Origin of the sequence: Pseudomonas extremaustralis (genome assembly GCF_900102035.1) — a bacterium.
In the GTDB taxonomy this organism is placed as follows: domain Bacteria; phylum Pseudomonadota; class Gammaproteobacteria; order Pseudomonadales; family Pseudomonadaceae; genus Aquipseudomonas; species Aquipseudomonas extremaustralis.
Genome location: NZ_LT629689.1, coordinates 1,913,703 through 1,933,885 on the forward strand (window position 1 = coordinate 1,913,703; position 20,183 = coordinate 1,933,885).

At 60.5% G+C, this 20,183-nt stretch carries 18 protein-coding genes and 1 pseudogene; 13 read left to right on the top strand and 6 right to left on the bottom strand.

Going from position 1 to position 20,183, the window contains the following annotated elements:
• Positions 1–18 precede the first annotated feature (18 nt).
• The 7 genes from BLR63_RS08965 to BLR63_RS08995 all read left to right on the top strand — a co-directional run bounded on the left by BLR63_RS08965 (position 19) and on the right by BLR63_RS08995 (position 7,319).
• Positions 19–909, top strand: a complete 891-nt coding sequence (locus BLR63_RS08965) for a carbohydrate ABC transporter permease (RefSeq protein ID WP_010567504.1) — start codon at positions 19–21, stop codon at positions 907–909.
• Positions 910–919: 10 nt separating this feature from the next.
• Positions 920–1,750 (top strand): carbohydrate ABC transporter permease, encoded by an 831-nt coding sequence (locus BLR63_RS08970; protein WP_010567505.1) that lies wholly within the window; start codon positions 920–922, stop codon positions 1,748–1,750.
• 21 nt (positions 1,751–1,771) lie between these two features.
• Positions 1,772–2,875, top strand: a complete 1,104-nt coding sequence (locus BLR63_RS08975) for an ABC transporter ATP-binding protein (RefSeq protein WP_010567506.1) — start codon at positions 1,772–1,774, stop codon at positions 2,873–2,875.
• Between the two features lie 18 nt (positions 2,876–2,893).
• Complete coding sequence (locus tag BLR63_RS08980; protein WP_010567507.1) at positions 2,894–4,375, top strand: mannitol dehydrogenase family protein; 1,482 nt, start codon at positions 2,894–2,896, stop codon at positions 4,373–4,375.
• Positions 4,376–4,517: 142 nt separating this feature from the next.
• A complete protein-coding gene (xylB, locus tag BLR63_RS08985; RefSeq protein ID WP_010567508.1) occupies positions 4,518–5,999 on the top strand; it encodes a xylulokinase in 1,482 nt (493 codons plus the stop codon).
• 12 nt (positions 6,000–6,011) lie between these two features.
• Positions 6,012–6,950, top strand: coding sequence for a carbohydrate kinase family protein (locus BLR63_RS08990; protein WP_010567509.1), 939 nt, complete (start codon positions 6,012–6,014; stop codon positions 6,948–6,950).
• A gap of 99 nt (positions 6,951–7,049) precedes the next feature.
• Positions 7,050–7,319: a DUF2790 domain-containing protein gene (locus tag BLR63_RS08995; protein WP_010567510.1), complete on the top strand. Its 270-nt coding sequence runs from the start codon at positions 7,050–7,052 to the stop codon at positions 7,317–7,319.
• Positions 7,320–7,377: 58 nt separating this feature from the next.
• Here the strand turns inward: BLR63_RS08995 and BLR63_RS09000 are convergent, their stop codons facing one another.
• Both BLR63_RS09000 and ilvA read right to left on the bottom strand, forming a co-directional pair.
• Positions 7,378–7,650, bottom strand: coding sequence for a DUF1652 domain-containing protein (locus BLR63_RS09000; protein WP_078835470.1), 273 nt, complete (start codon positions 7,648–7,650; stop codon positions 7,378–7,380).
• Between the two features lie 245 nt (positions 7,651–7,895).
• On the bottom strand, positions 7,896–8,918 hold the full coding sequence (ilvA, locus tag BLR63_RS09005; RefSeq protein ID WP_010567512.1) for a threonine ammonia-lyase, biosynthetic: 1,023 nt from the start codon (positions 8,916–8,918) through the stop codon (positions 7,896–7,898).
• A 274-nt stretch (positions 8,919–9,192) separates the two neighbouring features.
• On the opposite strand from ilvA, the gene BLR63_RS09010 reads away from it, so the two are divergent.
• Entirely contained in the window at positions 9,193–9,393 is a 201-nt protein-coding gene (locus tag BLR63_RS09010; RefSeq protein ID WP_010567513.1) for a ParD-like family protein, read from the top strand.
• Positions 9,393–10,154, top strand: a complete 762-nt coding sequence (gene map, locus BLR63_RS09015) for a type I methionyl aminopeptidase (RefSeq protein ID WP_010567514.1) — start codon at positions 9,393–9,395, stop codon at positions 10,152–10,154. Before BLR63_RS09010 ends, map begins: the two co-directional genes overlap by 1 nt.
• A 64-nt stretch (positions 10,155–10,218) precedes the next feature.
• On the opposite strand, the gene BLR63_RS09020 is transcribed toward map, so the two are convergent.
• The gene (locus BLR63_RS09020) at positions 10,219–11,805 is read right to left on the bottom strand and encodes a RimK family alpha-L-glutamate ligase (protein ID WP_010567515.1); all 1,587 of its coding nucleotides are present in this window, start codon (positions 11,803–11,805) and stop codon (positions 10,219–10,221) included.
• 94 nt (positions 11,806–11,899) lie between these two features.
• Between BLR63_RS09020 and BLR63_RS09025 the strand changes: the two are divergent.
• From BLR63_RS09025 to BLR63_RS09035, 3 genes and pseudogenes are all read left to right on the top strand, one after another.
• A pseudogene (locus BLR63_RS09025) lies at positions 11,900–12,343 on the top strand (GNAT family N-acetyltransferase); the annotation flags it as partial.
• A 244-nt stretch (positions 12,344–12,587) separates the two neighbouring features.
• Entirely contained in the window at positions 12,588–14,777 is a 2,190-nt protein-coding gene (locus BLR63_RS09030) for a hypothetical protein (protein WP_083365943.1), read from the top strand.
• Complete coding sequence (locus BLR63_RS09035) at positions 14,758–15,669, top strand: tetratricopeptide repeat protein (RefSeq protein ID WP_010564700.1); 912 nt, start codon at positions 14,758–14,760, stop codon at positions 15,667–15,669. Before BLR63_RS09030 ends, BLR63_RS09035 begins: the two co-directional genes overlap by 20 nt.
• A 107-nt stretch (positions 15,670–15,776) precedes the next feature.
• Here the strand turns inward: BLR63_RS09035 and BLR63_RS09040 are convergent, their stop codons facing one another.
• The 3 genes from BLR63_RS09040 to BLR63_RS09055 all read right to left on the bottom strand — a co-directional run bounded on the left by BLR63_RS09040 (position 15,777) and on the right by BLR63_RS09055 (position 18,862).
• Positions 15,777–16,562 carry a sulfite exporter TauE/SafE family protein gene (locus tag BLR63_RS09040; protein WP_010564701.1) on the bottom strand — a complete coding sequence of 262 codons (786 nt, stop codon included), beginning with the start codon at positions 16,560–16,562 and terminating at the stop codon, positions 15,777–15,779.
• Between the two features lie 278 nt (positions 16,563–16,840).
• Complete coding sequence (locus BLR63_RS09050; RefSeq protein WP_010564702.1) at positions 16,841–18,157, bottom strand: ATP-binding protein; 1,317 nt, start codon at positions 18,155–18,157, stop codon at positions 16,841–16,843.
• A gap of 3 nt (positions 18,158–18,160) precedes the next feature.
• Entirely contained in the window at positions 18,161–18,862 is a 702-nt protein-coding gene (locus BLR63_RS09055; RefSeq protein WP_010564703.1) for a response regulator transcription factor, read from the bottom strand.
• Positions 18,863–19,023: 161 nt separating this feature from the next.
• Here BLR63_RS09055 and BLR63_RS09060 point away from each other — a divergent pair, with 161 nt between their 5' ends.
• On the top strand, positions 19,024–20,178 hold the full coding sequence (locus BLR63_RS09060; RefSeq protein ID WP_010564704.1) for an efflux RND transporter periplasmic adaptor subunit: 1,155 nt from the start codon (positions 19,024–19,026) through the stop codon (positions 20,176–20,178).
• Positions 20,179–20,183: the final 5 nt, after the last annotated feature.

The following is a 20,183-nucleotide window of genomic DNA, read 5'->3' on the forward strand; positions in this document are numbered from 1 at the left end:
GCATTGGTCTTGAATACCATGAATACACCCGCCAAAAGCCGCCTGGCCAACCCCGGCTGGTTTCTCGTCAGCCCCTCGGTGGCCCTGCTGCTGCTGTGGATGATCGTGCCGCTGGGCATGACCCTGTACTTTTCGCTGATCCGCTACAACCTGCTCTACCCCGGTGAAAACCAGTTCGTGGGGCTGGAGAACTTCACCTACTTCATCACCGATTCGGGTTTCCTGCCCGGCGCCACCAATACCCTGTTGCTGGTGGGCAGCGTGCTGTTGATCAGCGTGGTGTTCGGCGTGCTGATCAGTGCCTTGCTGGAGGCCAGTGAATTCTTCGGTCGCGGCCTGGTGCGGGTGTTGCTGATTTCGCCGTTCTTCATCATGCCCACCGTTGGGGCGCTGATCTGGAAGAACCTGATTTTCCACCCGGTGTCGGGGATTCTCGCCGCCCTTTGGAAGCTGTTCGGTGCCGAGCCGGTGGACTGGCTGGCGCACTACCCGTTGCTGTCGATCATCATCATTGTCTCGTGGCAATGGCTGCCCTTCGCGATCCTGCTGCTGATGACCGCCATGCAGTCCCTCGACCAGGAACAAAAGGAAGCCGCGCGCCTGGACGGTGCCGGCGCCATCGCGATCTTCTGGCACCTGACCCTGCCCCACCTGGCGCGCCCGATTGCCGTGGTGGTGATGATCGAAACCATCTTCCTGCTCTCGGTGTTCGCCGAAATCTTCACCACCACCAACGGCGGCCCCGGCTACGCCTCGACCAACCTCGCCTACCTGATCTACAACCAGGCGCTGGTGCAGTTCGACGTGGGCATGGCCTCGGCCGGCGGCTTGATTGCCGTGGTCATCGCCAATATCGCGGCGATCATCCTGGTGCGGATGATCGGCAAAAACCTGACTGACAAGCCTTGAGGGCCGCGCCATGACGCTTCAACAATCCCGCCGCCTGCAGAGCCTGTTGCTCGGCACCCTGGCCTGGGCCATCGCGATCCTGATCTTCTTCCCGATCTTCTGGATGGTGCTGACCAGCTTCAAGACCGAAATCGACGCATTCGCCACGCCGCCGCAGTTCATCTTCACGCCGACGCTGGAGAACTACCTGCACATCAACGAGCGCAGCAACTACTTCAGCTATGCGTGGAACTCGGTGGTGATTTCGTTCAGCGCCACTGCCTTGTGCCTACTGATCTCGGTGCCGGCCGCCTACTCCATGGCCTTCTATGAAACCCAACGCACCAAGGGCACGCTGCTGTGGATGTTGTCGACCAAAATGCTGCCGCCGGTGGGCGTGCTGATGCCGATCTACCTGCTGGCCAAGAGCTTCGGCCTGCTGGATACGCGCATCGCGCTGATCATCATCTACACCCTGATCAACCTGCCGATCGTGGTGTGGATGGTGTACACCTACTTCAAAGACATCCCCAAGGACATCCTTGAAGCCGCCCGCCTGGACGGCGCCACCCTGTGGCAGGAAATGGTCCGCGTGCTGCTGCCGATCGCCAAGGGCGGCCTGGCCTCCACCGTGCTGCTGTCGCTGATCCTGTGCTGGAACGAAGCGTTCTGGTCGCTGAACCTGACCTCGTCGAATGCCGCGCCATTGACCGCGCTGATCGCCTCCTACTCCAGCCCCGAAGGCTTGTTCTGGGCCAAATTGTCGGCCGTCTCGACCCTCGCCTGCGCGCCGATCCTGATCTTTGGCTGGATCAGCCAGAAACAGCTGGTGCGCGGTTTGTCCTTCGGTGCCGTTAAATAATCAATCCTGCGGAGGCCCATCATGGCCAACCTGAAAATCAAGAATCTGCAAAAAGGCTTCGAAGGCTTTTCCATCATCAAGGGCATCGACCTGGAAGTGAACGACAAGGAATTCGTGGTCTTCGTCGGCCCGTCGGGCTGCGGTAAATCCACCCTGCTGCGCCTGATCGCGGGCCTTGAAGAAGTCAGCGAAGGCACCATCGAGCTGGATGGCCGTGACATCACCGAAGTGACCCCGGCCAAGCGCGACCTGGCCATGGTGTTCCAGACCTATGCGCTGTACCCGCACATGAGCGTGCGCAAGAACATGTCGTTTGCCCTCGACCTGGCCGGCGTCGACAAAAAGCAGGTGGAGAGCAAAGTCAACGAAGCGGCACGCATCCTCGAACTGGGCCCGCTGCTGGAGCGCAAGCCCAAGCAGCTCTCCGGCGGTCAACGCCAACGCGTGGCCATCGGCCGGGCGATTGTGCGCAACCCGAAGATCTTCCTGTTCGACGAACCGCTGTCCAACCTCGATGCCGCCCTGCGCGTGCAGATGCGCCTTGAGTTGGCGCGCCTGCATAAAGAGCTGCAAGCGACGATGATTTACGTGACCCACGACCAGGTCGAAGCCATGACCCTGGCCGACAAAGTCGTGGTGCTCAACAGCGGCCGCATCGAGCAGGTCGGCTCGCCGCTGGAGCTGTATCACCAGCCGGCCAACCTGTTTGTCGCGGGTTTTCTCGGCACGCCGAAGATGGGTTTCCTCAAGGGCAAGGTCACGCGAGTCGAGGGCCAGAGCTGCGAGGTGCAACTGGACGCCGGCACCCTGATCAGCCTGCCCCTCAGTGGCGCCGGCTTGAGCGTGGGCAGCGCGGTGACCCTGGGCATTCGCCCGGAGCACCTGGAGATCGCCGCACCGGGCCAGACCACCCTGACCGTCACCGCCGACGTCGGCGAGCGCCTGGGCAGCGACACCTTCTGCCACGTCATCACTGCCAATGACGAGCCGCTGACCATGCGAATCCGTGGCGACATGGCCAGCCAGTATGGCGAGACGCTGCACCTGCATCTGGACCCGGCGCATTGCCATCTGTTCGACACCGACGGCGTGGCCGTGGCCCGTCCACTGCGCGCTGCCGCCTGATTTCGCGAGTATTTCGTCATGAAACTGAATAAACACAACCTCACCCAATTGGCGCCGCAAGTGAAAATCCCGGCCTACGCGATTGCCGATACCCGCCAGGGCATCGCCCATATCGGTGTCGGCGGTTTCCACCGCGCGCATCAGGCGTATTACACCGATGCGCTGATGAATACCGGCGAAGGCCTGGACTGGAGCATCTGCGGCGTCGGCCTGCGTGCCGAGGATCGCAAGGCCCGCGACGACCTGGCCGGCCAGGACTACCTGTTCACCCTGTATGAACTGGGCGACACCGACGACACCGAAGTGCGCGTGATCGGCTCGATCAGCGACATGCTGCTGGCCGAAGACGGCGCCCAGGCGCTGATCGACAAACTGGCCAGCCCGGCCATTCGCATCGTGTCGCTGACCATCACCGAAGGCGGCTACTGCATCGACGACAGCAACGGCGAGTTCATGGCCCATCTGCCGCAGATCCAGCATGACCTGGCACACCCGAACACACCAAAAACCGTGTTCGGCTTTATCTGCGCCGCGCTGACCAGACGCCGGGCCGCCGGCACCCCGGCGTTTACCGTGATGTCCTGCGATAACCTGCCCCACAACGGCGGCGTGACCCGCAAGGCGCTGCTGGCCTTCGCCGCCCTGCACGATGCCGAGCTGCGCGACTGGATCGCGGCCAATGTGAGCTTCCCGAATGCCATGGTCGACCGCATCACGCCGATGACCAGCACCGCCCACCGCCTGCAACTGCACGACGAACACGGCATCGACGACGCATGGCCAGTGGTGTGCGAGCCCTTTGTGCAATGGGTACTGGAAGACCGGTTCGTCAACGGTCGCCCGGCTTGGGAAAAGGTCGGCGTGCAGTTCACCGATGACGTGACGCCCTATGAAGAAATGAAGATCGGCCTGCTCAATGGCAGCCACCTGGCCCTGACGTACCTGGGGTTTCTCAAGGGCTATCGGTTTGTCCACGAGACCATGAACGATCCGCTGTTCGTGGCCTACATGCGCGCCTACATGGACCTGGACGTCACGCCGAACCTGGCGCCGGTGCCGGGCATCGACCTGACCGAATACAAACAGACCCTGGTGGATCGCTTCTCCAACCAGGCAATTGCCGACCAGTTGGAGCGCGTGTGCTCCGATGGCTCGTCGAAGTTTCCCAAGTTCACCGTGCCGACCATCAACCGCTTGATTGCCGATGGCCGCGAGACCGAGCGTGCCGCGCTGGTGGTGGCCGCGTGGGCGTTGTATTTGAAGGGAGTCGATGAGAATGGCGTGAGCTATAAGATCCCCGACCCGCGCGCCGAGTTCTGCCAAGGACTGGTGAGTGACGATGGCTTGATCAGCCAGCGCCTGCTGGGGGTGGAGGAGATTTTCGGCACGGCTATTCCCAACTCGCCAGCGTTTGTGGCAGCGTTCGAGCGGTGTTTTGCCAGCTTGCGCGACCACGGCGTCACAAAAACACTGCAACGACTCCTGAAGAAACCGGTTTAACCCTGTGGGAGGGGGCTTGCTCCCGATAGCGGTGTATCAGTAAAGAACACTGACACTGACCCACCGCTATCGGGAGCAAGCCCCCTCCCACAATTGACCGGGCTACCCATCCAAAAAAAACAATATTGCTGAGCACTCCTTCATGACCCAGCCAAACCTGTTCCTCGGCATCGACTGCGGCACCCAGGGCACCAAGGCCATCGTCCTCGACGCGTCCAGCGGCAAAGTGCTGGGCCTGGGCGCCGCCGCACACACATTGATCAGCGGCGCCAATGGCCGGCGCGAGCAGCATCCCCAGGAGTGGCTGGACGCCTTTACCGCAGCCACCCATCGAGCCTTGCAACAGGCCGGCGTGGACGGCCAGGCGATCCTCGGCATCGGCGTTTCCGGCCAGCAGCACGGCCTGGTATTGCTGGATGACCAGGGCCAGGTGCTGCGCCCGGCCAAGCTGTGGTGCGACACCGAAACGGCGCCGGAAAACGAGCGCCTGCTGGCCCATCTGGGCGGCGAGCGCGGATCGCTGGAACGCCTCGGCGTGGCGATTGCGCCGGGCTACACCGTGTCCAAGCTGCTCTGGACCCGCGAGCAGCACCCCCAGGTGTTCGCGCGCATCGCCCATATCCTGCTGCCCCACGACTACCTCAACTACTGGCTCACCGGGCGGGCCGTCGCCGAATACGGCGATGCCTCCGGCACCGGTTACTTCAACGTGCGCAGCCGCGAATGGGACACGGCGCTGCTCCAGCACATCGACCCCAGCGGTCGCCTGCGCGCCGCCGTGCCTGAGCTGATCGAAGCCGACCAGCCCGTGGGCACGATCCTGCCGGCCATCGCCGAGCGCCTGGGCATCAACCCTGCGGCCATCGTCGCCAGCGGCGGCGGCGACAACATGATGGGCGCCATCGGCACCGGCAATATCGCCCCCGGCGTGATCACCATGAGCCTGGGTTCGTCGGGCACCGTGTATGCGTTCGCCGAGCAGCCCAACGTCAGTCCCCAGGCATCGGTGGCGACCTTCTGTTCCTCCAGCGGCGGCTGGCTACCGTTGATCTGCACCATGAACCTGACCAACGCCACCGGGGTGATTCGCGAGCTGTTCGAGCTGGACCTGGCCGCCTTCAACGCCCTGGTCGAACAGGCGCCGATCGGTGCCGACGGCGTGAGCATGCTGCCGTTCCTCAACGGCGAACGCGTGCCAGCCCTGCCCCACGCCACCGGCAGTGTGCACGGCCTGACCATGACCAACCTGACCCGCGCCAACCTGTGCCGCGCCGTAGTCGAAGGCACCACCTTCGGCCTGCGCTACGGCCTCGATCTACTGCGCCAGACCGGCCTGCAAAGCCAGAGCATCCGCTTGATCGGCGGTGGCTCGAAAAGCCCGGTGTGGCGGCAGATGGTCGCGGATATCATGAACACCGAAGTCATCTGCACCGAACAAAGCGAAGCCGCAGCCCTGGGCGCGGCGATCCAGGCCGCGTGGTGCCAGTCCGGCGAGTCATTGGCCAGCCTGTGCACCAAATGCGTGAGCGTCGACCCGGCCAGCCGTACCCTGCCGGTGCCGGCCAGCGTCCGCGCCTATCAACAGGCTTACGAGCGCTATCAACAGCACGTGGCAACCCTTTAAGAGCGAACGACTATGTATCTGGTGTGTGGTGAAGCGCTGTTTGATTTTTTCAGCGAGGACGAGGCTGGCGGGCAGGCTTCCAGGGTCAATTACAAGGCGATTGCCGGCGGTTCGCCGTTCAACGTCGCGGTAGGATTGCGCCGCCTGGGCATCGAGGCCGGCCTGTTCGGCGGCCTGTCCACCGACTTCCTCGGCCGCCGCTTGTTGCAGGTGCTCAAGGATGAAGGCGTCAGCCAACGCTTTCTGGTGGAGTTCGCCGCGCCGACCACCCTGGCGATGGTCGCCGTGGGCACCGATGGCTCGCCGCAATACAGCTTTCGCGGCGAAGGCTGCGCTGACCGGCAACTGCTAGTCGACCATCTGCCGGTACTCGGCGACGACGTGCGCGGGCTGCATATCGGCTCGTTCTCCCTGGTGGTGCAACCGATCGGCGACACCTTGCTGAACCTGGTCAAGCGCGAAAGCGGCAAGCGCCTGATCAGCCTCGACCCCAATGTGCGCCTGAACCCACAGCCGGATATCCAATTGTGGCGCGCGCGCGTCGCCGAGCTGGTCAAGTATGCCGACCTGATCAAAGTCAGCGATGAGGACCTGCACCTGCTCTACCCCAACCAGTCACCGGAAAGCGTGTTGCAGGGCTGGCTACAGCACCGTTGCCAATTAGTGTTCCTCACCCGTGGCGGCGATGGCGCCAGCGTGTTCAGTCGCCAGCATGGCACCTGGTCCGCACCGGCCGTGAAGGTGGTGATGGCCGACACCGTCGGTGCCGGCGATACCTTCCAGGCCGCGCTGATCGCCTGGTTGACCGAACAGCGACTGGACTCGGTAGCAGGCCTGCAACAGCTCAGCCGCGCGCAGATCGACACAATGCTCGGCTTCGCCATCCGCGCGGCCGCATTGACCTGCACCAAGACCGGACCGGACCTGCCATATCGCGCGCAACTGGGCTGACGCGCACCTTGATGAAGGTTTTGTCAGCCAAACAGAAATTAATCGACGGTTAATCCCGCAAGCCGAGAGTGAAAAGGTACCCACTTGCGGAGCACCACCATGAAACTGCGCACTTTAATGCTGGGCGGCGCACTGGCACTGGCAGCGGTGTCGGGCCTGGCTCAAGCCGACGACCAAGGCACTACAACCAAACCGGTGCCTTACCATTACGGCATGCCCATGAATATCGCCAAAGTCCTGGCCATGAACGAACCCGCGACCAACGACTGCAAAGTGGTCAAGGCGGATATCAAGTTCGTGAACACATCCGGCAACGTACAAGACGTGAGCTATCGGAAACTGTCCGAAGCCTGCAGCTTTCAGAATTGATGGACAGGCATGAACAACGTGGGGCCTGGCAATTACCAGGCCCACCGTTCAATGCCAACTACCAGTCGCGAGTCCGCCCTGCTGCTCTTTGCAGGACCGGCGCATGGGCATGCTTGAGATCTTCACGCAATCCGGTAATCAAATTGCAAATGGCTCGACTGCTGTCGAGCGTGTCAGCTTTTATGCCTTTGACTTCCAAATCCACCCGGTCACGGTCGCGGTCGTCATAGACCTTGATCGTCAGCGAAGCATCTTCGGCTTTGGTGCACTCGCACCGTTTGGGCAGAAAACTTCCTTCAATGATGCTGCGAAGTTCTAATTCCGAAAGCATGGTCAACCTCTCCTTTCCTGAGACTGCCAATCGATTGTTGTAGGTCTGACAGGTCCGTGCCTGCCGCGTCTTGCCGACCCTGGCAGACGCTTACAACATTCAAGCCTACTCGGCAAAATCCGCTGCCGTTGTAACCTTTCCTCATAAGCGACGCGCTGTTTTATATAACTTGGTTCACTGGGATTTTGCTCCGTTTACATCATCGCCGAACCACTTCGATTAAACGTTTAACCCTGGCCCTCACGTTAAAGCGCACTTTGCGCAACCACTCTTTCTGCAACATATCGCAAACTATCGAAGTTGATATTGGCCCCGGAATTCACCGCCACCAGTGTCTGCCCCTGCACACCATGATGGGCCACGTACTTGCGAACACCCGCTACCGCCAATGCACCGGAAGGCTCGGTGATGGAACGCGTATCGTCGTAGATCAACTTGATTGCACTGCACAGTTCATCGTTGCTGACCGTGATCACCTCATCGACCCAATCCCGGCAGATTTCAAACCCATAGGCACCGACTTGCGCGACCGCAGTGCCATCGGCGAAGCCATCGACGCTGGGCAGCACCACGCGCTCGCCAGCACGCATGGCTGCCAACAGGCAACTGGAACCCTGGGACTCGACGCCGACGATGCGCACCTGCGGGCGCAGGTACTTGACGTAAGCCGCAATCCCGGCGATCAGGCCGCCACCGCCCACCGGTACGAAGATCGCGTCCAGCGGCCCCTGCTGCTGGCGCAGGATCTCCATGGCCACGGTGCCTTGGCCGGCGATCACGTCGGGGTCATCGAAAGGCGGTACGAAGGTGCACCCGCTGGTCTCGACCAACTGCAGCGCGTGGGCCAAGGCGGACGGAAAATTCTGCCCGTGCAGGACCGCTTCGGCCCCGCGGGAACACACGCCGTGCACCTTCAAGTCCGGCGTGGTGCTGGGCATGACGATCCGCGCCTTGATCCCCAGCTCCCGCGCCGCCAGCGCCACGCCCTGGGCATGGTTACCCGCCGAGGCGGTGATCACCCCCCGGGCTTTCTGCTCGGGCGTCAGTTGCACCAGCTTGTTGTAGGCGCCGCGAATCTTGAAGGAAAAGGTCGGTTGCAGGTCTTCACGCTTGAGCAACACCTGGTTGCCCAGCAACGCCGACAGCGCCGGCGCGGCTTGCAACGGCGTACGCACCGCCAGGTCGTAGACCGGCGCGGCGAGAATCTTTTTCACGTAGTGCTCAAGCAGTCCCGTGTCGGCGGTGTGAGGCGCGGTGCAGGTGCTCATGGGTGTCTCCTGGCTTCTTGTAAAGGGCCCTGGAGACGGAAAAACAAAACCCGCCTCTAGGGCGGGTTTGGGTACAGCCGTGCGCTATCCCGCCAAATGAGGAATGGCGGTAATAATGCTTGGCTGGGTCGGGAAGGTTTGAAATGTCATGTCACAAAACTAACCGGCAGTTGCGCGGCAAGTCAATGGCCAAGCGCCATTTGGCGCCTGGGGGTTTACGACCTATATACGAAACATATACGCTTTGTATATCCAATCATCCACAGTGAACAACATGGGCATCGTCAAGATCACCGACCAATTACACGAACAACTGCGCCTGGCCAGCGCGGCCATGGACCGCTCCATCAACGCCCAGGCCGAGTTCTGGATCAAGATCGGCCTGCTCGCCGAGCTTAACCCCAGCCTGCCCTACAACGAACTGATCAACAAACTGTTGCTCGACAAACCCGACCTGATCCGGGGGCGCCATTGATGATCAAGACCGCCGCTCAACTGGCTGTGATGCGTGAGTCCGGGCGTCTGCTGGCCCAGGTGTTCAGCATGCTCGACGGTTTTGTCGCCGCCGGCCGCTCCACCCTGGAGCTGGACAGTGCCGTCGAAGCGTTCATCCGCAACGACCTCAACGCCCGCCCGGCCAGTCTCGGACAATACGACTACCCCTTCTCCATCAATACCTCGATCAACGAGGTGGTGTGCCATGGCATGCCGAGTGCCAAGGATGTGCTCAAGGACGGCGACATCGTCAACATCGACATCACCCTGGAAAAAGGCGGCTTTATCGCCGATTCCAGCAAGATGTACATGATCGGCACTGTTGCGCCCAAAGCCCGGCGCCTGGTGGAAATGACCTTCGAGGCGATGTGGGCCGGCATCCGCCAGGTCAAGCCCGGCGCGCGCCTGGGGGATATCGGCCATGCGATCCAGAGCCATGCGCAGGCCAACGGCTACAGCGTGGTGCGCGAATACTGCGGCCATGGCATCGGCCGGCAGATGCACGAGGAACCGCAGATCCTGCACTTCGGCCGCCCCGGCACCGGCATGGAATTGCGCGAAGGCATGGTCTTCACCATCGAACCGATGCTCAACCAGGGCAGCGCCAAAGTGCGCAGCCTCAAGGACGGCTGGACGGTGGTGACCAAGGACAACAGCCTGTCGGCGCAGTGGGAACACACGGTCGCGGTAACGGCGGATGGATTTGAAGTACTGACCTTGCAACACCAGACCGGCGAATAACCGGTGGCGAGCCAGCGGGTGTGGGGCGGCAGATCGGCCACTTCAACGCGCTGGATCTTCGCCCCTACCAGACCTGGCCCTGGCGCTTCAACTCCAGGCGGCGGACGAATTCCTCCAGCACCAGGGCGTACAGGTCGTCCTGCAAGTACGCATCTTCAATGCCCGCGTCCAGGTTGGGGTTGTCGTTGACTTCGATCACCACCACCTTGTCGCCGGATTGCTTGAGGTCGACCCCGTAGAGGCCGTCGCCGATCAGGTTGGCGGTCTTCACCGCCAGATCCACCACCGCCTTGGGCGCTTCATGGATCGCCAGGGTACGGCATTCGCCATTGATGTCCTGGCCGATGGCCTTGTGGTTGTAGATCTGCCAATGGCCCTTGGACATGAAGTATTGGCAGGCAAAAATCGGTTTGCGGTTGAGCACGCCAATGCGCCAGTCGTACTCGGTATAGAAAAACTCCTGGGCCAGCAACAGCACCGAATGCTCGAACAACTGCGCAGTGGCCTTGAGCAAGGCGTCCTGGCTTTCGACCTTGATCACGCCGCGGGAAAAACAGCCGTCGGGGATTTTCAACACCAGGGGAAAGCCCAGGCGCTCGCCGACCCGTTCGAAATCTTCCGGTCGCTCCTTGTACAGAATCTCGGTGGCCGGCATGCCCAGTCGATGGCTGTTGAGCAGGTCGGTGAGGTAGACCTTATTGGTGCAGCGCAGGATCGACGCCGGGTCGTCCATCACCACCAGCCCTTCGCTTTCGGCTTTCTTGGCGAAACGGTAGGTATGGTTATCGACGCTGGTGGTCTCGCGGATCAGCAAAGCGTCGTATTCGGCCAGGCGTGCGTAGTCCTTGCGCTCGATCAACTCCACGTCGATGCCCAAGCCCTTGCCCACACGGATGAAATGCTCCAACGCCTTGGCGTTGGACGGCGGCAATTGCTCGTGGGGATCGTGAAGGATGGCCAGGTCATAACGGGCCAGGCGACGTGAGCGTGGCTGGCGCCAGATCTTGCGGCTGAAGTTGTCCAGGGCGTGGGCGAATTGATCTTCCTGATCGTCGCGCAACTTGTGCAAGACGCCGGACTTGACCCCCTCGATGTGCCAGCCGTTATTCTTTCTGAATTCAACTAACAAGATCGGACATGGAAAAGCTTCAAATAATTGACGGGCCAATTCCTGCAACGGCTCTATATTGGTCCGACCAAAATAAAGTGTCAGGGTAAAGCCCTCGGTATTGCTGTAAAGATGGTGACTCAAGGCTTTATCGAGGACTTTATCCAGGTCATCCAGCGCCAGTCCATACAGTGACTTTTTAGTCAGTTCACTGATGGTGCGCACCGACGGAATCACCTTGTGCCCGCGCGCTTCGGCCAGTAGCGAACAGTAGTAACCGTGGCCCAGGTACTTGTAGCTGCGGCACAGATTAATCACCTGTACACGTTTACCGGTCTCGTTTTCCCGCGTCTGCTCCAGGTACTCCTGGGCGGTGACGATGTCTTCGCTGGGGAAATAGGAAGCCCAGTCTTCCTTGCGCTCGACAATAATTACTACTTGGCTGGCCCCTTTGGCTGGCGCTGCAAAATAGCCTTTGGAAGTTATTGTCGCCGCGACGCTTTGCTCGGATACTTCACGCCAATGACTTTGTACCGCCGACATAATATTTGATCCGCTTTAGAGAACTCGACCTTTTCTATTAAGCACGATCTTTTAGGGAAGTCCCGTTTCGTTACGCAACTTTTACGGCGGTCATATGGCTCTTTTCTTTCGTATTGCATTACCTACCGATGTGCCGGCGTTAGTAGCACTTGAACAGCGCTGCTTCAGCACCGACCGGCTCTCAGCGCGCAGTTTCCACTGGATGATCGGGCGCGCCCACGGCTACTTGCTGGTGGCGGAACAGAACGGGCAATTGCTCGGTTATGGGCTGGTGCTGTTCCGACGCGGCAGCTCGTTGGCGCGCCTGTATTCCATTGCCATCGACGAAAACGCCCGCGGCATGGGCCTGGGCAAACAACTGCTGAGCCGCATCGAAGCCTGTGCGGTGCAACACGCCTGCACCTGCCTACGCCTGGAAGTGCGCACCGACAATCCCGGCGCCCTGGCCTTGTATGAACGCAACGGCTACCAGCGCTTTGCCGTGATCGACGATTACTACGCAGACCACTGCCCTGCCCTGCGCCTGGAAAAAACCATCCCGCCCACATTCCGCTGCCCCGCCAACGCCGGCCCCGCGACACCCGTCGACGCACGAGTGCGGAATACGCGCTAAAGCCAAGAAATATCCAGTCTCAGTTTTTTTATTCCCATGCGCACCGGCCTTCTCCGGCCAGGTGCGCAACTTCTTGCACAGTTCAGGCTGGTTATCATCGCGCTTCTCATAAAACTGCCGTTTGCGAAGAGCTGAAGCCAGACACAGCTTCAGCGTAGGGAGCAATCCAATGAAGCCTGATTACGCCAAGGAAGAGATCCTACTGGACCCCAAACGCCACACATCCATTTGCCTGACCATGGACTGGTTCGCCCAAAAAGCCTTCTACCCACCCCGATTCGGCGTGAAGGTCACCCCGTTGATCAACGGCGAGCAGGCCTTCGGTGCGGTCTACGATGCCATCGAGGCCGCGACCCGCAGCGTCGACATCATCAGCTGGGGCTTCGACCCGGCGATGCGCTTCAAACCCGGCAGTGACCGCATTGGCGAACTGCTGGATGTTCGCGGTCGCCACCGGGTCAATACCCGCGTGCTGATCTGGAAAAACCCCCTGGCCAACTTCGTGGAAAACACCCTCATCGGCGACGGCCTCGCGGGGTCTGGCGGCACGGCGCTGGGGTCTGGCATCGCCAGGGGCCGCGCGGCGTCCGACCGCGAGCGCCAGGCCCGACATGTCTTGGAATTCCGGCGCACCGTTCATCAGGAGGAATTGATCAAACTGCGCGCGGGCAAACTGCCTTATTACGGCACCAGTGGTTACCGCTACCAGCAGCGCGAAAAGGAACTGCAGGCCATTCTGGTTGAGGTGGAAAACCAACTGAACGGGCGAGGTGGCTACAACCTGCTCATAGGCTCGGGAGCACCCCAATATTCGCCCCAGGATGAGGAATACACCCGGGAGTGGTTCCGCCGTATCCACGATGGGCAGATGCGGAATGTGGAGTTTCGCACGCGGGATTTTTCCACTGAACTGCCCTTGAACGCGCTCCTGCGCGGGCCGCAGATGCTCACTGAAAAGGGCCGTCTGTCGACCCTGTATAGATTGATCAGAGGCGAAGCCCCCGATACGAACTTTGCGCATATGTTGCTGTTGACCCTGTTCGCCAGCCACCACCAGAAAATGGTGCTGGTGGACTACGAAGACACCGCGAACGCCGTAGGTTTCGTCATGGGCCACAACATGCACCGCAACTACTGGGACACCAGCGCGCACCTGTACCACGACAAAGCCGCCGGGCGCAGCCCAGGCTTCGGCCCCTGGCAGGACCTGTCGATGAAAGTGCAAGGCTCGGTCCTGCACGACCTGAACCACAACTTCAGCAGCGCCTGGGACCGGGAAACCTTCTGGATCAAAAAATGGTTTACCGACGGCCTGAGCGAACAACGCGACGCCATCAACCCGGAGCACTTCAAAAGCGCCGGCCCGACCATGGCACAAATCTGCCGCACCCAACCGCAGGAAGGCGCGGAAACGTCGATCCTGGAGCTGTACCACAAGGCGTTGGGCAACGTGCGTAACTACGCCTATTTTGAAAATCAGTATTTTCGCTATCCGGCGTTTGCCCGGCAGTTGCGCGAGTTGGCGGCGGCCTATATCGCAAAGGGCAGAGAACAAGACCTGTACTTGTTCGTGGTCACCAACCACCCGAACGACAAGAGTTTTTCCAGTACCACCTATGCCATGTTGCAGGAACTGGGACAGGAACAACTGATGCCCCAGGCCCAACGCACCCTGGCCGAGGACATGCTGCGAAAGCGCAGCGAACTGGCGTACCTGGAGGCCAATCCCCACCGTGATCCCTACGTACAAAGGGCCCAACTCAACCGCGCCGACGTACTCAAACGCGAGATTGCAGAACTGGAAGCAAAGGGCATCACGCCCGAAGTCGAGGAACGCCTGGGCGGGCTCAAACCCGAAGACATCCCTGAACTCGGCAAGCCGAAAGACGGTGAAAACGACGATGAAAAACCCTACACCCTCAAGGACATACCGGGACTGAAAGTAGTGATCGGCACCCTGACGACCTGCACACCAGAACCCGGAAGTCCGTTGTTTGAAGGCGAAACAGCCCAGTTCCGCGATATCTATGTGCACTCCAAGTTATTGGTGGTGGACGATGTTTTCAGTTTGCTGAGTTCCGCCAATATCAATACCCGCAGTATGCATACGGACTCGGAGTTGGGACTGGCCGCACCGGATTATGAGTTGGCGAAGCGGTGGCGGGAGGAGTTGTGGGGGTTGCATGTGGGGAAGTCGTTTAATGATAGTGGTGGCATGTGCGAAGCAACTGAGAACTTTAAATTCTGGAATGAGGTTATGGACAAGAATTGGAAGAGGATGGGGCAGAATAAACCATTAGAAGCTCATTTAACCCGATTTTGGGATGTGGAGACGCCTTATGCCAAAGCTGTTGATTAACGGTGTCTCCATTGGTGTCCTTGTTCTTTCATTTTTTCTGAGTGGAGCCCCTGTCATGGCATATCCAATCTTTACTTGTGCTTATGAAAAAGATCACAACCCACCACTGGATGCCGAGGCCGAACTCTGGTTTCAAGAGGCTCGCGCTTTGGAGAAAGTACGTGGGGTTAAAAATTGGCGGAAAATTGTTTGGCTCTACGAAAAGGCTATCGCCAAAGATCACTGGAAAGCGATGCACAATCTAGCGGGGCTCTATCGCACGGGCTGGCCTGGGCAGCCAGGTGTTGAACAAGACACCAGCAAAATGCTCGACCTCTATGAACGCATGGTGAAACTCAAAGTCCCGTTGGGTTATTACAACTGGGCTGTCATTGCTGAAAATGGGGTAGGTGTACTGAGGTCAGATCGAATGGCCAGTTCTTATATGTTTCAGGCTGCGCAGTTAGGAAGTCCGCTGGCTCAGGTACGTATTGGGAATTATTTTGCATTCCAACTGCCTCGAGACAAACAGGACGAACGAATGGCGGAGCCTTATTTTCAATGTGCTGGTGCTCAAGAATCACAAGAGGCAATTATAGAAACAGCCGCATTTTATGAGATATCTAAAGAGAATAAACCTAAAGCACTATTTTACTATCAGCGTGCCGCGTCACTAGGTAGTACTACGGGTTTCCGAAATCTAATAGGTGCTTTCGATTCTAAATCTCGAACAGTATATGATTTCGGATATAAGCCAGACGAAGAGCTTCACGTGTTTTATTCCGACTTATGGGAACGACTCAGAACCGATCCTAATCTACGCTTCCCCAATTTAATGAACGACCACCCCCTTCCCGCCCACCCTACACAAGGCTTCGACGCCGAACATCCAGACCGTAGACCAGAGATATAAGTAACCCAACGAACAAAAACAGCCTTGGCGCATGCCAAGGCTATTGATGAACATCATGTGTAGGCCCCGTAATCAACACGCCGCATCCCTGAGCAGCAACCCACACATCAGAAGACCAACTTGTAGCCAATGACCATCAGCATGAGCGCCAGGCACGGGCGCAGTACACCGTCTGGAATCTTGCCGGTCATGTGGCTGCCGATATAGATGCCCGGCAGCGAGCCCATCAGCAGGAACCCCAACAGGTGCCAGTCCATATTGCCCATGCCGGCGTGCCCCAGGCCCGCTACCAGCGTGAGGGGCACGGCGTGGGCGATCTCGGTGCCGACCAGGCGGCGTGTGGCCAGGAAGGGATACAGGATAAACAACGCGACCGTACCGAGGGCGCCCGCGCCGATGGAGGTCAGCGCAACCATAGTGCCCAGCACCACACCGGTCACGACCGTCAACCCATTCAGGTTGCGCGGGTTCATGTGGTAGCCATCGCCCGCGTGGCGCTGGGCGAAGGCCAACAGGCTTTTCTTGAAGAGGATCGCCAGGGCGGTCAGCAGCAGTACCACGCCGAGGGCCTGTTTGATCACGGCGTTCATCGCGCTGGGGTCAGTGTGCAGGCTGGCGAGGAACCACAGGGTCAGCAACACGGCGGGCACGCTGCCCAGGGTGAGCCAGCCGGTGATGGTCCAGTCGATGTTCTTGTTCTTGCTGTGCACCAGCACCCCACCGGATTTGGTGATGGCGGCGTACAACAGGTCAGTGCCCACGGCGGTGGCCGGGTTGATACCGAACCACAACAGGATCGGGGTCATCAACGAGCCCCCGCCTACACCGGTCATGCCCACGATAAAACCAACGATCAGGCCCGCAATTACAAAACCAAAGTTACCCACTTCCATTACAGCTACCTGCGGCCTTATAAATTTCTGGCCGCAGGATAGCGATTTTTCTTATAACGACTTATATCAATGTGATCTGACTTTATGCCTTTTTGCTCACATCGAGGGCCTATGCCCTTTTTGCGGCGTTTCCGATCCTTGATTTTCCATGTGCGGCATCCAATCGTACGTGCCTGTAGGAGCGAGCTTGCTCGCGAAAAACGTGAACGATAACGCAGGCATCCAGCATGCCAGCAGCGCCCTCGGGTTCTTCGCGAGCAAGCTCGCTCCTACGGTCATCATTTCATGGGGCAAGGTGCTCGAGTGGGCAACCACAGCCGAAACCGCGCACCGCCCAACGGCGAGGCCACGGCGGTCAAGGTGCCGCCCTGGGCTTCCACGGCGCGCCGGCTGATGGCCAGGCCGAGGCCGAAGCCGCCGGTGGTGCGGTCGCGGCTGCGATCGAGACGGTAGAAGGGTTCGAAGATGCGTTCGCGCTGGTCCGGCGGAATGCCGATGCCATCGTCGTCCACCCAGATTTCACAGCCCTTGGGGCAGACCTTGACGCCCACCTGAATGCGCTTTTCGCAGTAACGCGTGGCGTTGCGCAGCAGGTTCTGCAATGCGCGGGCGGTGAGGCGCGGGTCGAGGCTGAAGCGCTCCACGGCACAATCGAGCGCCACGTCGATGACGATTTCGGGATTTTCCAGCTCGTCGTCCACGCTGCCCAGTACGCTGTCGATAAATTCATCGAGGACCACGTCAACCCGCTCCGGCAGTTGCGCCGGGTTTTGCAGGCGGCTGTAGGAGAGCAATTCGAGCACCAGTTCATCCAGCTCGCGAATATGCGCCACCAGGCTTTGCATGCGTTCGCGGCTGGCGGGCGGCAGGTCTTCCGAGAGGGCCAGGGCCAGGCCGAAATCCAGGCGCGTGAGCGGCGTGCGCAATTCGTGGGAGACCGCGTTGAGCAGGTCACGCTGCTGGTTGAGCAACTGTTCGATATCGTCGGCCATGGTGTCGAAGACCGAGGCCAGGCTGCCGATGTTGGAGCTGGAAGGAATCTGCGTACGCGCGCCCAGGTTGCCCTTGCCCAGTTGCACGGCAGTGGTTTTCAGACGCTCCAGGTCGCGCCAATGTGGGCGCAACCACACCAGAAGACACGCCAGCAGCGCGGCACCGATCAGCACGTTCATCGACCAGTACAGCAGGTTCATGTCCAGCGGGTCCGGCGGAATGGTCAGCTTGACCACGAACTGTGCGTTGATCGGCGAGCTGATCTGCTCCATCCAGCCCCACTCACCCAGGTGAATCACCGGCTTGCCCTGCGCCAGCAGCGCCGCCTCTTCGGGGCTGTAACTGGCGTCCTGGCGCAGCAGCAATTGCACTTTCAGCGGCGCAAAGTCACGCCCCAGTTGCTCGGTCACCTGCGACCAGCGTTCCACCGGCGCCCGCAGGTATTGCTTGACGATCAACGTCTGCATGCCGCGGGACTGCTCGACGTTGTAGTCCAGGTAACGGTGTTCGAACAGTTGGATCACCAACTTGGGAATCAGAAAGATCGCCGCGCTGTACGTCACGATGGTGATCAGGTAGAGGCGCAGCAGCACGCGAAACATGGCTCAGCACTCCCACTCGGAACGGCTGAACAGATAGCCCTTGCCCCACACTGTCTTGATCTTGCGCGCTTCGCCGGCGTGGTCGTCGAACTTGCGGCGCAGCTTGGAGATGGCCACGTCCACCGACCGGTCGGTGCCGTTGAACTCGATGCCACGCAGGCGTTGCAGGATCTGGTCGCGGCTGAGCACCTCGCCGGCATGCCGGGCGAGCACCACCAGCAGGTTGTATTCGCCGCTGGACAACTCCACCGCCTGGTCGCGCCAGGTCACGCTGCGTTCCGACAGGTCGATGCACAGGTTGCCCATGAGTATCCGGTCGTTGGCCACCTGGGGTTCGGACAGACTGCTGCGGCGCAACAGCGTGCGCACCCGCGCCAGCAGGACGCGGGGCTCGCAGGGTTTGGTGACATAGTCGTCGGCGCCCATTTCCAGGCCCAGCACCTGGTCGTGGCTGTCGTCGCGGGCGGTGAGCATCAGGATCGGCAGCCCCGCCGAGTCGGCGCGCAGCAGGCGGCACACTTGCAGGCCGTCTAGGCCCGGCAGCATCAGGTCGAGGATCACCAGGTCCGGCGGATTGAGGCGCGCACGCTCGCGGACGAGGTCCCCGCGGCTGAGCACGCTGACGTGGTAGCCGTTGCGCTCCAGGTAGCTGGCAATCAGCTCGGAGAGGGCGGCGTCGTCTTCCACCAGAAGGATGTTGGGCATGATGTTTCCGAATAATGCGGTTTTGCAGGAGCGTGCAAGGATATACGCCCGCAGCCCGACGCGGGCCGCACCTTACATTTCTTCACAGACGACCTACACAGCTTTACAGCACCGCAATGCAGGGAACCTTAGGATGCGCCAGTCATTATTGGGATAAGAGCATGCCGAAGAATCTGTTTGCGCCGTTTTGTCTGCTGGCCCTGACACTGGCCCTGGGTGCTTGCGACAAATCGACCGCCGAAGCGCCGCCAATGCCCCTGGCCAAAGTGCGCATCGAAACCCTTGAAGCCAAGCCCCTGTCGATCAGCAGCGAACTGAGCGGACGCATCGCCGCGCCGCGTATCGCCGAAGTGCGCGCACGGGTCGCCGGGGTGGTGATGCAACGCGTGTTCAAGGAAGGCCATGACGTCAAACAGGGCGACGTGCTGTTTCGCATCGACCCCGCCCCCTTCAAGGCCGACCTCGACAGCGCCCAGGCCAATTTGAGCAAGGCCGAGGCCAATGCCTTCCAGGCCCGCCTGCAAGAACAGCGCTACAGCCAATTGGTGGAAGGCAACGCCATCAGCGGCCAGGACTATGACAATGCCCGCGCCGCCGTGCGCCAGACCAACGCCGAGGTCGCCGCCAACAAGGCCGCCGTCGAGCGCGCCAGGTTGAACCTGGGCTACGCCACCGTGACCGCGCCGATCGCCGGGCGCATCGGTCGCGCATTGGTGACCGAAGGCGCGCTGGTTGGGCAGAACGAGGCCACGCCCCTGGCGATCATCCAGCAACTGGACCCGATCCACGCCGACCTCACCCAGTCCACCCGCGAGCTGAACGAGCTGCGCCGCGCCTTCCGCGCCGGCAGCTTGAAGCAAGTGGGTCAGGACCAGGCCAAGGCCACGCTGATCCAGGACGATGGCAGCCTCTACCCGCTGCCGGGCAAATTGCTGTTCGCCGAGATCAGCGTCGACCCCGGCACCGGCCAGATCATCCTGCGCAGCGAATTCCCCAACCCGGACCTCGACCTGCTGCCCGGCAGCTTTGTGCGGGTGCGCGTGGAACAAGCGGTCGACCGCCAAGGCATCAGCGTGCCGCAACGCGCCATCACCCGTGACAGCGCCGGCATCCCCATGGTGTTGCGCCTGGATGCCACACAGACCGTGAGCCTGCAGCCGGTGGAGCTGGGCGCGGTGATCGGGGATCGCTGGGTGGTCAGCAGCGGCCTCAAGGCCGGCGACCGCATCGTCGTCGAGGGCCTGCAACACGCGCGTCCCGGCGAACAGGTGGACGTGGACGACAGCCCGGCCTCCGGCCCGCTCGTAAAGGAATAACCCGC

What these genes read in the sequence shown, in the direction of transcription:
- ilvA (WP_010567512.1), bottom strand. Translation starts at nt 8,918, where the DNA reads ATGAGCACCTGCACCGCGCCTCACACCGCCGACACGGGACTGCTTGAG.
- BLR63_RS09030 (WP_083365943.1), top strand. Translation starts at nt 12,588, where the DNA reads ATGAAGCCTGATTACGCCAAGGAAGAGATCCTACTGGACCCCAAACGC.
- BLR63_RS09040 (WP_010564701.1), bottom strand. Translation starts at nt 16,562, where the DNA reads ATGGAAGTGGGTAACTTTGGTTTTGTAATTGCGGGCCTGATCGTTGGT.
- BLR63_RS09060 (WP_010564704.1), top strand. Translation starts at nt 19,024, where the DNA reads ATGCCGAAGAATCTGTTTGCGCCGTTTTGTCTGCTGGCCCTGACACTG.
- BLR63_RS08980 (WP_010567507.1), top strand. Translation starts at nt 2,894, where the DNA reads ATGAAACTGAATAAACACAACCTCACCCAATTGGCGCCGCAAGTGAAA.
- BLR63_RS08975 (WP_010567506.1), top strand. Translation starts at nt 1,772, where the DNA reads ATGGCCAACCTGAAAATCAAGAATCTGCAAAAAGGCTTCGAAGGCTTT.
- BLR63_RS09010 (WP_010567513.1), top strand. Translation starts at nt 9,193, where the DNA reads ATGGGCATCGTCAAGATCACCGACCAATTACACGAACAACTGCGCCTG.
- BLR63_RS08970 (WP_010567505.1), top strand. Translation starts at nt 920, where the DNA reads ATGACGCTTCAACAATCCCGCCGCCTGCAGAGCCTGTTGCTCGGCACC.
- BLR63_RS09055 (WP_010564703.1), bottom strand. Translation starts at nt 18,862, where the DNA reads ATGCCCAACATCCTTCTGGTGGAAGACGACGCCGCCCTCTCCGAGCTG.
- xylB (WP_010567508.1), top strand. Translation starts at nt 4,518, where the DNA reads ATGACCCAGCCAAACCTGTTCCTCGGCATCGACTGCGGCACCCAGGGC.
- BLR63_RS08990 (WP_010567509.1), top strand. Translation starts at nt 6,012, where the DNA reads ATGTATCTGGTGTGTGGTGAAGCGCTGTTTGATTTTTTCAGCGAGGAC.
- BLR63_RS09020 (WP_010567515.1), bottom strand. Translation starts at nt 11,805, where the DNA reads ATGTCGGCGGTACAAAGTCATTGGCGTGAAGTATCCGAGCAAAGCGTC.
- map (WP_010567514.1), top strand. Translation starts at nt 9,393, where the DNA reads ATGATCAAGACCGCCGCTCAACTGGCTGTGATGCGTGAGTCCGGGCGT.
- BLR63_RS08995 (WP_010567510.1), top strand. Translation starts at nt 7,050, where the DNA reads ATGAAACTGCGCACTTTAATGCTGGGCGGCGCACTGGCACTGGCAGCG.
- BLR63_RS09050 (WP_010564702.1), bottom strand. Translation starts at nt 18,157, where the DNA reads ATGTTTCGCGTGCTGCTGCGCCTCTACCTGATCACCATCGTGACGTAC.
- BLR63_RS09000 (WP_078835470.1), bottom strand. Translation starts at nt 7,650, where the DNA reads ATGCTTTCGGAATTAGAACTTCGCAGCATCATTGAAGGAAGTTTTCTG.
- BLR63_RS09035 (WP_010564700.1), top strand. Translation starts at nt 14,758, where the DNA reads ATGCCAAAGCTGTTGATTAACGGTGTCTCCATTGGTGTCCTTGTTCTT.
- BLR63_RS08965 (WP_010567504.1), top strand. Translation starts at nt 19, where the DNA reads ATGAATACACCCGCCAAAAGCCGCCTGGCCAACCCCGGCTGGTTTCTC.